This window comes from Kitasatospora sp. NPDC085895 (genome assembly GCF_040702125.1).
Lineage (GTDB): Bacteria > Actinomycetota > Actinomycetes > Streptomycetales > Streptomycetaceae > Kitasatospora > Kitasatospora arboriphila.
In genome coordinates this window covers 28,079-40,134 of the sequence record NZ_JBFBJY010000011.1, presented here as the reverse complement: position 1 = coordinate 40,134, position 12,056 = coordinate 28,079, and the positions used below count along the sequence as shown (strand labels likewise).

The following is a 12,056-nucleotide window of genomic DNA, read 5'->3' as shown; positions in this document are numbered from 1 at the left end:
GGGTCGGCACCTGCCCCCGCGGGTGGGGGCAGGTGCCCGCGCTCAGCTGAACGGCAGCAGCATCACCGGCGTGCCGCTCGGGTGCGCCGAGCCGCCCTCCGGCTCCACCGTCACGCCGACGCCGACCGCGCCGTTCAGCGGCCCCTGCAGCAGCAGCGAACCGCCGGAGGCCGGCATCAGTCCGGCCGGCCGCATCGTCCCGGCGTCGTCGAACCACAGTTCGTAGGTCTTGCCGGCGGGCAGCGCCGGCATCCCGGAGGCCAGGAACCCGGCCTGGCCGCGGCTCTGCGACCAGACCACCGTGCCGACGCCGGGGCCGGCGGTCGCGGTCGCCGTCCGGGCGTCCGGCGCGGTCAACAGGCTGCCGAACGCGGCCTGCTGGGCCTGCAGTTGCGCGGCCCGCGCATCGGCCTCGTCGGCCCGCCGGCTCTGGTCGACCGCGAGGCCGCCGAGCGCCGCGGCCAGCGCCACCGACGCCGCCAGCGCGAGCTTCGGCCAGTGCCGGACGATCTTGCTCCGGCGGCGGCGCCCGGTCGGCTGCGGCGGCACCTCCGGGGGCGGCACCACGGACGGCGGCGCGAGCTGGCGGACGGACCCGATGCCCGCCATCACCCGGGCCCGCAGCTCGGCCGGCGGCGTCTCGGCCTCCGCGGCACCGAGGCGCGCCAGGGTGGCGGCGAACTCCCGGACCTCCAGCGCGCAGGCCTCGCACAGGGCCAGGTGGCGCTCGAACTCCGCCAGCTCCGGCCCCTCCAGGGCATGGGCCGCGTACGCGCCGGTCAGCGTGTGCAGTTCGGCTCCGCCGGTCACGACTCCACCCCCAGGCAGTCCCGCAGCCGGATCAGACCGTCCCGCATCCGGGTCTTCACGGTGCCCAGCGGCGCGCTCAGCATGTCCGCCACCTCACGGTACGAGTAGCCCCGGTAGTAGGCCAGGGTGACGGCCTGGCGCTGGAGCTCGGTCAGCATCCTCAGACAGCGCCGCACCTGCTCGCGCTCCAGGCGGCCCTCCACCTGCTCGGCGACCTCGTCGAAGGCCGGCACGTGCGAGCGGGCGGCGACCCGCTGCTCCCGGTCGGCCGTCGCCTGCGCGGAGCGGACCCGGTCGACCGCCCGGCGGTGCGCCATCGTCAGCACCCAGGACATCACCTCGCCGCGGTCCGGCTGGTAGCGGGCGGCCGTCCGCCACACCTCCAGCATCACCTCCTGGGTCACCTCCTCCGACTGCGACGGGTCCCGCAGCACCCGCCGCACCAGGCCGAAGACCGGGCCCGCCACCACGTCGTACAGCCGCCCGAACGCGTCCTGGTCGCCGAACGCCACCTGGGCGAGGAGCTCCTTGAGGTCCGGGCCGCGGCGCTGCGGACCGGACAGGTGGACCACCGTGCTCAATCCGCCACCCCGCTCGGTCGGGCGGCGCGGACCGCCGGTCGGGCCGGGCAGGCGTGCGGCCTGCCCGTCGGACGGATGACGGGCATCGGGAACCTCCGGGTCGTCGGTGGGACCGCGCCGTCCTCGGGCGGCGGCGGTCGTCGGGCACGGTGCATTCGGAACCGGACGCCCGCCGGATTGCCCGCGGGCCGCACCAGCATGGCGGAACCCGCCCGCCCGCACACCGCTCCGGACGGAAGGACCGGCACCCATCCGATCCGCGGCCGGCTCCGAAGCACCGCGCGCGAGACCGTCCGCCCCCGAACCGCCCGGAGACATCCACCGTGCCCACCGACCGCCGCCCGATGCCGCTCTTCCACGTCCGGGAGATCTTCGCCGAACCGGCGGCCGCCGCCTCCCCGCGCGGCCGGCAGGTGCTGGAACGCTTCCCCGGCGCCCGGCTGGTCGAGGTCGACTCGCACTGGCGGATCCCGCACCTGCACGGCAACGCCGGGAACGTCGAACGCTGGGCGCGGATCAAGAGCGAGGTCCTGGTCCTCGGGGTGAAGAAGACCCTCGCCGCCCGGCCCAACGGCCGCTCCGCCGACTGGATCGCCCCCAGCTCCGCCAACGGCTGCGCGCTGGCCTGCGCCTACTGCTACGTACCGCGCCGCAAGGGCTACGCCAACCCGATCACCGTCTTCACCAACATCGACCGGATCGTCGCCCACCTCGCCGGCCACGTCCGCCGGCAGGGCCGCAAGCCCGCGCCCAACCAGTGCGACCCCACCGCCTGGGTGTACGACATCGGCGAGAACAACGACTGCTCGGTGGACGCCCTGATCTGCGACAACACCGCCGACCTGGTCCGCGCCTTCCGCGGGTGGCCGACCGCCAAGGCCTCCTTCGCCACCAAGTGGGTCAACCGCGACCTGCTCGCCCTCGACCCGCGCGGCCGCACCCGGATCCGCTTCTCGCTGATGCCGCCCGCCGACGCCCGGCTGCTGGACGTCCGCACCACACCCGTCCCCGAGCGGATCGCCGCCGCCGGCGACTTCCTCGACGCCGGGTACGAGGTGCACTTCAACCTCTCCCCCGTCGTCCTGCGCGCCGGCTGGCAGCGCGACTGGGCCGAGCTGCTGCACCGGATGGACGACATGCTGCCCGCCGCCGTGAAGGCGCAGGCCGCGGCGGAGATCATCATGCTGACCCACAACCGTGAACTGCACGAGGTCAACCTCGGCTGGCACCCCAAGGCCGAGGAGCTGCTGTGGCGGCCCGCCCTCCAGGAGGCCAAGACCTCCGGGAACGGCGCCCGCAACGTCCGCTACCGGGCCGCGGGCAAGGCGGCGGCGCTCGCCGAGCTCCGCGTCCTGATCGACCGGCACGCGCCCTGGCTCAGGGTGCGGTACGCCTTCTGACCGACCGTCCAGCGGCCACCGCCCGGTGGCCCACCGCCCCCGGGAGGACCGATGACCGACCAGCCCGCCCGGCCGCCGCACTGCCTGGTGACCGGCGCCACCGGGTACATCGGAGGCCGTCTGGTGCCCGAACTCCTCGCGGCCGGCCGCACCGTGCGCTGCCTGGTCCGCGACCCCCGACGGCTGCGCGACCACCCCTGGCGGGCCCGGGTGGAGACCGCGACCGGCGACGTCACCCGGCCGGACACCCTGACCGCCGCCTTCGAGGGCGTCGACACCGCCTACTACCTCGTCCACTCCCTCGGCACCGGCTCCGGCTTCGAACGCACCGACCGCGAGGCCGCCCGGGCCTTCGGCGCGGCCGCCGCCCGGGCCGGCGTCCGGCGGATCGTCTACCTCGGCGGACTCGTGCCCGCCGGCGTCCCCGCCGACGAACTCTCTCCGCACCTGCGCTCCCGCGCCGAGGTCGGCCGGGTGCTGCGCGCCAGCGGGGTACCCACCGCCGAACTGCGCGCCGCGGTCATCATCGGCTCCGGCTCCGCCTCCTTCGAGATGCTCCGCTACCTCACCGAACGGCTGCCCGTGATGGTGACGCCCAGCTGGGTCGGCACCCGGATCCAGCCGATCTCCGTCCGCGACGTGCTGCGCTACCTGGTCGCCGCCGCCGACCTGCCGCCCGAGGTCAACCGGGCCTTCGACATCGGCGGCCCCGACGTCCTGACGTACCGCCGGATGATGCTCCGCTACGCGGCCGTCGCCGGCCTGCCCCGCCGGCTGATCGTCCCGGTGCCCGTCCTCACCCCCCGGCTCTCCGGCCTCTGGGTCGGCCTGGTCACCCCCGTCCCCAACTCCATCGCCCGGCCGCTCGTCGAATCCCTGCGGCACGAAGTCGTCTGCGCCGAGCACGACATCGCCCGGTACGTCCCCGACCCGCCCGAACAGACCGCACCCGGCCTCGACCGGCCGGTGCACGGCCTGATCGGCTTCGACGACGCCGTCCGCCTCGCCCTGCGCCGCATCCGCGACGCCCAGGTCACCACCCGCTGGTCCTCCGCCTCCCTGCCCGGCGCCCCCAGCGACCCGCTGCCCACCGACCCCGACTGGGCCGGCGGCAGCCTCTACCAGGACGTCCGCGAACTGCGCGTCGACGCCGCGCCGGAATCCGTCTGGCGGGTCGTCGAAGGCATCGGCGGCGAGAACGGCTGGTACTCCTTCCCGCTCGCCTGGGCCCTGCGGGGGTGGGCGGACCGCGCGGTCGGCGGGGTCGGGCTGCGGCGCGGGCGACGCGACCCGGCCCGGCTGCGGGTCGGCGACTCGCTGGACTTCTGGCGGGTCGAGGAGATCGAACCGGGGCGGCTGCTGCGGCTGCGGGCCGAGATGCGGCTGCCCGGCCCGGCCTGGCTGGAACTCTCGGTCGCCCCCGACGGCGACGGCGGCGCCCTCTACCGCCAACGGGCCCTCTTCCACCCCCACGGTCTCGCCGGCCACGCCTACTGGTGGTCCGTCGCTCCCTTCCACGCCGTCGTCTTCGGCGGCATGGCCCGCAACATCACCGAACGCGCCCAGGCCGCCTGAGAGGCAGCTCCCAGGGACCTGGAGCAACCCCAGGGGCGCGGGGCAGCATCCCCAGGGGCGCGGGGAACTGCGCAGTCCGAGGGTGGCGGACCCGGCAGTTCCGGTTGGCCCCTGGTGCGCGTCCGCGTGTCCACGGCCGACCGGATCCGTCGGCTCGCCGATCCCGAATTGCGCAGTTCCCCGCGCCCCTGAGGGGTTGCCCCGCGCCCCTGAGTGCTTCCGCTACTCCGTTGGCGGGTCGTCCCCGGTGAGCCATTGGCGGTGGACGCCGGCGAGGGCTGCGAGGACGGCCGTGCCGCCGGGGAGGGCCGTGGTGAGGGCGATGAGGGCGTTCGCGGCCTGGTGGGGGGGCGCCGTGGCCAGCCAGTTCGGCCAGAAGCCGGCGGAGGGCAGGACGGCCCCGGGTCCGGCCGGGGCGGCCGTCCTGGCGGCTTCGCCGCCGAGCGTGGCGTCCCATTCCCCGAGCACCCGGGCGAGTCGGGTCCGCTGCCGGGGGGTGAACCGCCGCAGGCCGATCACCCGCAGGCTCTGCCGGACGAGTTCGGGCCGCTGTTCGCCGACGGCCGCGGTGGCGGCGAGCAGCAGCTGCGGGTCCTGGGAGAGCAGTCGGACCGTCCGGTCGTCGACCAGCCGGGCGAGCGCAGCGGCCCCGTCCCCGGACCCGTCCCCGGCACAGGGCCGGCGGGCGAGTTCGATCCGGATCACCATCAGCCGGTCCCCGAGGTCCTCGGCCAGTCGTGCGGCTTCGGCGAGCTGCGGTCCGGCCTCTTCGGCGAATCCCTCGTCGACGGCCCAGCGGGCCTGCGCGTAGTCGGCCTCCAACTGCACTCCCCGGGCCTGTTCCTCGACGGCACGGCTGCGGGCGGCGGAGGCGAGCGCCCGGGCGGAGTCGAGTTCGCCGAGGGCGGCCCGTACCCGGGCTTCGAGCAGCAGCAGCCGTGCGCCGCGTTCGCCGCCGGCGGGCCGGCGGCCGAGGACTTCGGCGGCGCGGTGCGGGTCGTCGAGTTCCAGCAGCCGGGTGATCTGGACCTCGGCGTGCCGTTCCCACTGCTCGGCGGGCACCTCGCGGAGGGTGGCGGGGTGGAGCGTCCGTCCGGAGCGGGAGGCGAGGTAGGCCCGGCTGCCGGGCGGGAGTTCGTCGATGGAGCCGGTGAGCAGGGCTTCGACGCCGGGCTGCCAGCGCCGGTCGAGTTCGGTGGCGGACTCACCGAGGCCGAGCCGGTGGTAGAGCTCTTCCGCGCGGGCGGTGAGGCCGTCCTCCTGCACGTAGTGCAGCACGGCGGCCTCGTGGATCTCGGCGACCTGTTCGGGCGCCTCGGCCTGCAGCAGCGGCAGGAGTCGGCGGCGGAGGTCGCCGCGGTGTTCGAGGGAGCCGTCGGCGGCGGGGCCGAGCAGGGCGGTCTCGCGGGCGAACAGGTCGAAGAGTTCGCCGGCCCGCAGGTCGTCGGGGACGCGCACGCCGCCGGGGCCGGCCAGGACGTAGCGCAGTACGGCGGGGGTGAGTCGGCGGAGCACCAGGGCGGGGCGGGCGAGGCCGCGGACGTCGGGGTCCTCGATGCGGTCGAGGACGTGGCGGTGGAGGTGGTCGTGCGGTTCTCCCCCGGTGGTGTCTCCACTGCCGATGAGGTCGGCGGCGAGGCGCAGGTCGAGCGGGTCGCCGCCGACGGCGTCGACGACGGGGTCGAGGGCGGCCGGGTCGGCGGCGGGGCCGAGCAGCGCGCTCAGGCGGGCGCGGGCGGCGTCGCGGTCGAAGTCGGGCAGTCGGAGTTCGCGGGCGGGCAGTCCGGCGGGGACGCGGCCGGCGAGGACGACCCGCAGGGCCGGGTTGGCGGCGGCGAGCAGGTCGAACATCCGCCGGAGTTCGGCGAGCACCTCGGGGCCCATGTCCTGGGCGGCCTCGAAGGTGTCGATCGCGAGCAGGACGGGGCCGTCGGGCAGTGCGAGGGCGAGCAGCCGGGCGAACTCGCGGTACAGCGACTCGCGTTCGGCGGGTGCGGTGAGCAGCCGGACGGAGGCGGTGAGGTGGTCGGTGGTGCCGCGGGCGGTGGCCGCGGAGTCGGCGTGGGCGGCGGCGAGGGTGTGCAGGTCGGGGGCGGCGCGGGCGATCCACTTGTCGGTGAAGAACTCGGCGAGGGGCCGCAGTCCGGGGTGCTGGATGCGCAGTTGGCGGACGGCTTCGAGGAGCAGGGTGAGCGGTTCCTGCGGCAGCAGGCCGGGCCGGTCGAGGTCGATGTGGGCGAAGGGCAGCCGGGGGCCGGTGCTGCGGTGTTCGCCGTCGAGGATGAAGCGGGCGAGGACGGTGGACCTGCCGATGCCGCCGGGGCCTCCGATCAGCATCGGCCGGCGGTCGGTGCCGGCGGTGTGCTCGGCGAGTTCGGCGAGGACGTCGGCGCGTCCGGCGACGTGGGTGCCGGCGAGGCGGCGCAGCGGTTCGAGGAGTCGGCGGCGTTCGAGGTGGTCGGTGATCTCGGTGGCGCCGGGCAGGCCGGGGACGAGGCCGTCGAGCCATGCGGCGACCCGGGTGGTGGCGAGGAGTTCGTCGAGGTCCTGTTCGGCGGGGGGCGGGGCGGTGTCGGTGAGGTAGCGGGTGAGGGCGAGTTGGACGGGTCCCCGGGGGCGGTCGGGGTTGGTGTCGAGGGCGCGGCGGTGGGCGTCCGGGCCGGCCATCGCGGCGAGGGTGGTGCGGCGCAGGGCCTCGGGCAGGCGCCATTCGGGGCTGCCGTCGGCGCCGTGGACGGGTTCGCTGACGGCGAGTAGGGCCCGGAGGGCGGCGGCGTCGGGTGCGTGGCCGACCGGGCGGAGGGTGGCGGGGTCGTAGCAGGCGAGGACGGCGGCGGCCTGGCGGTAGGCCTGTTCGGCGGGCGGGGGCGGGCCGGCCGCCGCGGCCGTCCTGCGGGTGAGCCGGTCGAGGCGTTCTTCGACGGTGGCGGCGCTGAGGCGGGTGCGGGCCGTGGTCATCGCAGGACCTGCCGGTCGAAGACGGCGTCGGCGGTGTCGCGGACGGCGTCGGGGAGCCGGCGGATCGCGGCGGCGCGGTCGTCGGGCAGTGCGGCGAGCAGCCGGTCGACGACGGTCTCGACGAGGGGCGGCGCGATCTCGGTGCCGAGGTCGGTGGCGAGCCGGCCGAAGAAGGCGCACAGGTCGCGGCGGTCGACGGTGCCGACGGGCTCGGTGAGGACGCAGTCGAGGGCGTCGAGTGCGGGGCGGTCGTGGCCGAGCAGGAGGACGCGCAGGCCGGGGTGGCGGCCGCGGACGGCGGCGTCGGTGAGGCGGTCGATCAGGGCGGCGGTGTCGGCCTGCAGCGGCACGTGGTCGAGGCTGTCGACGACGAGCAGATGGGTGGTGCGGCCGGACGCGTCGTAGAGCCGGCCGACCAGCCAGTCGCACAGCCGGCGGGCCTGGTCGGCGCCCCGGGCGGGCGGGGCGGGGGTGGGTTCGGGCAGCTCCAGCTGGGCGGCGACGGAGCTCATCAGGTCGTGGGGGGTGCAGAGCCCGTCGGCCCATTCGGCGAGGTCGACGAGGACCGGCCGGAAGGTCCGCAGCTGCTGGGCGACGTGGCTGACGAAGTACCAGGTGTGGGACTTGCCGCAGGAACGGGGGCCGGTGACGAGCAGGACGCGGCTGCGGCTGTCGGAGACGAGGTCCTTGAGGTGGGTGCGGAGCAGGGTGCGGCCGAGGAAGAGCCGCCGGCCGAGCAGGTCGGCGGCGTACGGGTCCTCGGCTGCGGCGCCGCCCGGTCCGGCGGACGACGCCGGGACGGCGGTGAGCAGCCGTTCGGCGAGGGCGGCCACGGCGGGGGAGCGCCCGTGGCGCAGGGCGCCGAGGAACTCCTCCAGCCGGCCGTCCCGTTCGGCCTCCTCGACGACCCGGTGGACGGTGGTGCGCAGGTCGGTGCCGGTGGTGGCCGGTCCGCGGCCGGTGGGGGACCACGCCCGTTCGAGGTCCTGCGGCGTGCAGGCGTTGACGACGACGTCCACGAGGAGCCGCCGGTCCGCGCCGGAGAGTCCCACCGTCACCGCCGCCGCGGGCGGCCCGGGTGGGTCCCCGGGGGCGCCGTACACGGGGTCGAGGCCGTGGTGGAGGGCGGGCGGGGCGGCGGGTGCCTCCCGCGTCTGTGTTCCGGGCGTGGTCATCAGGGGTGCCCCCGGTCGGGGTGTGCGGTCCGGGTCCGGTCGGCCGGGCCGCGGGCGGGGTGCGCCGCCGTTCGGGCGGCGGGCCGGACGGTCAGGCGGCGATCCGGGCGCGGACGGGCGCGCGGACGGCCGGGCGGGCGAGGTACTCGGCGGCGCCGTGGTGGTTGGCGCTGTCGTTGACCACCACGACGTCCTCGGTGAGGCTGCCCGGCTCGTACTCCGGGCGGACGGTGCGGCCCAGGGCGACCAGGTCGCGGGGGTCGTAGGCGTTCCGCCAGGCGGCGACGCCGGGCGGCACGGTGAGCGGGGCGGCGAGCCGGTCCCGGATCTCGGGGATGCCGAGCGGCGAGCCGATGGTGATCAGCAACGGCACTTCGCCCGGGTGGGTGCGCAGCACCTCGTAGACGATCACCGAGCCGAGGCCGTGACCGACCACGACGAGCGGCCCGTCGGCCTCCTCCAGCGCGGTCGAGGCGACCTTCTGGATCTGCTCGCGCATCCCGCCGGAGAAGTAGGCGTGGGCGTCCTCGTAGGTGTGCCGGGCGAGGGCCTGGAAGGCCGCGGTGCGGCCGAACCGGGGCAGCGGCAGCGCTTCCGCGCCGGTGGCGGCGCCCGCTCCGGCGGAGAGGGCCTCGGCGGCGTACACCATGGCCCGCAACCAGGGGTCGAGCGGCCCGGGGGCGGTGCTGCCCGGCACGGACGCCCCGGTCCCGGCGCGGACGGCGGCGAGGAACTCCTCCGGCGGGGCGGGGGCCGACGGCCGGGCCGTCCTGGGCGCCGAACCCGAGGGCGGCAGTTCGGTGACCCCGTCGTCGGGGACGGGTGCGGGCAGCGGCTCGTGGTGGCGCAGCGGCGCCCAGTACGCCATCCGGGAGAGCCCGCCCATCGGCCGGCCGAAGAGGGCGACGTCCCATTGCTCCTTCAACTGCTGTTCGGGCGGTTTGTTGCCGACCCCGTGCACGTAGACGATCGCTGGGCCCATGGCATGCCTCCGGCCGCTCGCTCTACCTCCAGTGTCGGCCCCTTCGGCGGGGAGCTCAATCGCCCGCGGACGGCCGTCCGCCGCACGCCGCGCCGTTGGTGACGGTCCGTGGCCGATCTGAGGGCCCGGACCCGGTCGCCGGGTCCGGGAGGGCGGCCGACGGGGTGACGGCCCGTGGCCGTCCGCCGGGGACCGGTCGCAGGCCGCCCGCGGGATCCCGGCTGACGGCGGGTCGGCCGGGGTGCCCGGGGCCGCCCGGAGTCGCCCTCGGTGACGGACGCCTCGGGCGGACCGCACCGGGCGGACGGTCGCGCTCGGTGTACGGCGGGCCCGCGGCGGGGGAAAATCGGTGTGCGGAGCGCCGTGGCCCGGCTAGGTTCGACGGGTGCCGGCCGACCGGTCGCACGCGGCACGGGTACGGAGGCGGGCAATGGCCGGGACGGACATCTCCGGGACGGGGCGCACCGCGCCCGGGGAGCTGCCGACGCTCGCCGGGCTGCTGGCCGGGCACCGCCCGCGCACCGCGCAGGAGGCCGCGGACCTCGCCCGGATCGCGCCGCTGGCGGCCGCCGCCGACCCCTACGACCGCGGACGGCCGCTGCACGTGACCGCCTCCGCGCTGATCGTGCACCCCGCCCGGCGGGAGGTGCTGCTGCGCTGGCACGAGCGCCAGCAGGACTGGCTGCAGGTCGGCGGACACGGCGATCCCGGCGAGGAGTTCCCGGGCGCGGTGGCGCTGCGCGAGGCCGAGGAGGAGACCGGCCTCGCCGACCTGGCGTTCTGGCCCTCGGCGGAGCTGCTGCACGTGGTCGTGCTGCCGGTGCCCGCCTCGGACCGCGAGCCGGCCCACGAACACGCCGACCTCCGCTTCGTGCTCGCCACCGGGACCCCGGGGGCGGCCCGCCCCGAGCGGCCGGGCGCCCGGGTGCGGTGGCTGCCGCTCGCCGAGGCGGCCGGGGCGGCCCGCGGGGAGGCCCTGCGGGAGTCGCTCGCCCGGCTGGGCACCCTGCTGGAGGACGGCTCCCCGGCCGCACCGGCGAACTGACCGACCGTCACGGAACGGATGAGGTGGATGGGATTGCACGCCGACCAGGTGCTCGTCTTCGACGCCGACGACACGTTGTGGGAGAACAACGTGCTCTTCGAGCGCGTCATCGAGGGCTTCCTCGACTGGGTGGCCGGCGATCCCGCCGACGTCGCCGCCCGGCAGGCCGCCCGGACGGTGCTCGACGCGGTGGAGGCGGCGAACGCGGCCACCCTCGGGTACGGCGCCACCGTGTTCCGGCACAACCTGGCCGAGAGCCTCGGACAATTGCAGGGCCGTTCCGTCACGGCCGAGGACCGGGACCGGATCGACCACCTGCTGCTGCCGCTGACCAGCCGCACGGTCGAACTGATCCCCGGCGTCGCCGACACCCTCGCCGAGCTGGCCGGGCGGCACCGGCTGCTGATGCTCACCAAGGGCGACGAGGCGGAGCAGCGGCGCAAGGTCGAGGCATCCGCCGTCGCGCACCACTTCGGCGGGATCCACATCGTGGCCGAGAAGAACGTCGACACCTACCACCGGCTGGTCGCCGACCTCTCGCTCGTCCCCGACCGGACGTGGATGATCGGCAACTCCCCCAAGTCGGACATCGTGCCGGCCCGCCGGGCCGGCCTGAACGCCGTCTTCATCCCGCACGAGCACACCTGGGTGCTGGAGCACGAGGAGTTCGGTGCGCACACCGCCACCCTGGAGCTGGCGAGCTTCACCGAGCTGCTCACCCACTTCTGAACTCCCCGTTCGGCCGGCGCGGGTTTGGCGGGTGCACGAACCGGCAAATCGCCCGATATGGACGTTCACACCTTCTCCGGATCCAGGCGGTCACCGCTCGCCGGATGGCTGGACGCACCGTCCGGCTGGGCCCCCCTCGACCCCGCGTCGAAGCGCCTGCACGGGATGCTCCAGCAGGTCCCGCAGCCCGTGCGGGACGCCCTGCACGGCGTGTGGCTCGGCCATCACCTGCACCCCGCGGTGGTCCAGCTCCCGGTGGGCTGCTGGCTCTCGGCCACCCTCCTGGACGCCGCCTGCACCTCCCCCGACGCGGCCCGCCGGCTCACCAGGATCGGCCTGATCGGCGTGGCCCCCGCCGCCTGGACGGGCTGGGCCGACTGGTCGACGCTGACCGCCGAGCAGCGCCGCACCGGCCTGGTCCACGCCGTCGGCATCGTCGCCGCGGCCGCCCTGCAGGGCGCCTCGCTGGCCGCCCGCTGCCGCGCCGCCCGTACCGGCACGGCCCCCACCACGGGCCGTCTCCTCGGCCTCGCCGGCCTCACGGTCGCCGCCACGGCCGCCGCCCTCGGCGGCCACCTCGCCCACCACCAGGAGCCCGCCGAGAGCCTCTGACCCCGTCAGAGCGTCCCGCCGGCCCGCGGGCGGGTGAGGCTCGTCGGCCCGACCGGACCGCCGAGCGCCGCTACGCCCGGTACGGTGCGCCGCTCCACCTGCTGGTCGACCGGCAGGAGCGGGTCTGCACGCTGTTCTCCCAGCCCGGGCGGCTCGGCTGCACCCTCGTCGAGGGGCCCCTCCGTTCGG

The 12,056-nt window shown here is 76.3% G+C and carries 10 protein-coding genes; 5 read left to right on the top strand and 5 right to left on the bottom strand.

Annotated features, from left to right (window positions below):
- Window positions 1-42: 42 nt before the first annotated feature.
- Window positions 43-810, bottom strand: coding sequence for an anti-sigma factor (locus AB0442_RS09675; RefSeq protein WP_366161835.1), 768 nt, complete (start codon window positions 808-810; stop codon window positions 43-45).
- Window positions 807-1,391 (bottom strand): sigma-70 family RNA polymerase sigma factor, encoded by a 585-nt coding sequence (locus AB0442_RS09670; protein ID WP_366161833.1) that lies wholly within the window; start codon window positions 1,389-1,391, stop codon window positions 807-809. Before AB0442_RS09670 ends, AB0442_RS09675 begins: the two co-directional genes overlap by 4 nt.
- Before the next feature lie 344 nt (window positions 1,392-1,735).
- On the opposite strand from AB0442_RS09670, the gene AB0442_RS09665 reads away from it, so the two are divergent.
- Window positions 1,736-2,791, top strand: coding sequence for a spore photoproduct lyase family protein (locus tag AB0442_RS09665; RefSeq protein WP_366161960.1), 1,056 nt, complete (start codon window positions 1,736-1,738; stop codon window positions 2,789-2,791).
- 51 nt (window positions 2,792-2,842) lie between these two features.
- Complete coding sequence (locus AB0442_RS09660; protein WP_366161832.1) at window positions 2,843-4,366, top strand: SDR family oxidoreductase; 1,524 nt, start codon at window positions 2,843-2,845, stop codon at window positions 4,364-4,366.
- Between the two features lie 222 nt (window positions 4,367-4,588).
- Here the strand turns inward: AB0442_RS09660 and AB0442_RS09655 are convergent, their stop codons facing one another.
- The 3 genes from AB0442_RS09655 to AB0442_RS09645 form a co-directional block, all read right to left on the bottom strand.
- Window positions 4,589-7,324, bottom strand: a complete 2,736-nt coding sequence (locus tag AB0442_RS09655; protein WP_366161830.1) for a hypothetical protein — start codon at window positions 7,322-7,324, stop codon at window positions 4,589-4,591.
- Window positions 7,321-8,499, bottom strand: a complete 1,179-nt coding sequence (locus AB0442_RS09650; RefSeq protein ID WP_366161829.1) for an ATP-binding protein — start codon at window positions 8,497-8,499, stop codon at window positions 7,321-7,323. Before AB0442_RS09650 ends, AB0442_RS09655 begins: the two co-directional genes overlap by 4 nt.
- Window positions 8,500-8,590: 91 nt before the next feature.
- Window positions 8,591-9,481: a hypothetical protein gene (locus AB0442_RS09645; protein ID WP_366161828.1), complete on the bottom strand. Its 891-nt coding sequence runs from the start codon at window positions 9,479-9,481 to the stop codon at window positions 8,591-8,593.
- A gap of 430 nt (window positions 9,482-9,911) precedes the next feature.
- Here AB0442_RS09645 and AB0442_RS09640 point away from each other — a divergent pair, with 430 nt between their 5' ends.
- Genes AB0442_RS09640 through AB0442_RS09630 form a run of 3 tightly spaced genes read left to right on the top strand, consistent with a single transcriptional unit; the run spans window position 9,912 to window position 11,867 of the window.
- Complete coding sequence (locus tag AB0442_RS09640) at window positions 9,912-10,526, top strand: NUDIX domain-containing protein (protein WP_366161827.1); 615 nt, start codon at window positions 9,912-9,914, stop codon at window positions 10,524-10,526.
- A 27-nt stretch (window positions 10,527-10,553) separates the two neighbouring features.
- Window positions 10,554-11,255 (top strand): HAD family hydrolase, encoded by a 702-nt coding sequence (locus AB0442_RS09635; RefSeq protein WP_366161826.1) that lies wholly within the window; start codon window positions 10,554-10,556, stop codon window positions 11,253-11,255.
- A gap of 57 nt (window positions 11,256-11,312) precedes the next feature.
- Window positions 11,313-11,867: a DUF2231 domain-containing protein gene (locus AB0442_RS09630; protein ID WP_366161824.1), complete on the top strand. Its 555-nt coding sequence runs from the start codon at window positions 11,313-11,315 to the stop codon at window positions 11,865-11,867.
- The last annotated feature ends 189 nt before the right edge of the window (window positions 11,868-12,056 follow it).

Excerpts from the sequence above, each read along its gene's own strand:
- AB0442_RS09665 (WP_366161960.1), top strand. The coding sequence starts at position 1,736 with ATGCCGCTCTTCCACGTCCGGGAGATCTTCGCCGAACCGGCGGCCGCC.
- AB0442_RS09660 (WP_366161832.1), top strand. The coding sequence starts at position 2,843 with ATGACCGACCAGCCCGCCCGGCCGCCGCACTGCCTGGTGACCGGCGCC.
- AB0442_RS09655 (WP_366161830.1), bottom strand. The coding sequence starts at position 7,324 with ATGACCACGGCCCGCACCCGCCTCAGCGCCGCCACCGTCGAAGAACGC.
- AB0442_RS09650 (WP_366161829.1), bottom strand. The coding sequence starts at position 8,499 with ATGACCACGCCCGGAACACAGACGCGGGAGGCACCCGCCGCCCCGCCC.
- AB0442_RS09645 (WP_366161828.1), bottom strand. The coding sequence starts at position 9,481 with ATGGGCCCAGCGATCGTCTACGTGCACGGGGTCGGCAACAAACCGCCC.
- AB0442_RS09640 (WP_366161827.1), top strand. The coding sequence starts at position 9,912 with ATGGCCGGGACGGACATCTCCGGGACGGGGCGCACCGCGCCCGGGGAG.
- AB0442_RS09635 (WP_366161826.1), top strand. The coding sequence starts at position 10,554 with ATGGGATTGCACGCCGACCAGGTGCTCGTCTTCGACGCCGACGACACG.
- AB0442_RS09630 (WP_366161824.1), top strand. The coding sequence starts at position 11,313 with ATGGACGTTCACACCTTCTCCGGATCCAGGCGGTCACCGCTCGCCGGA.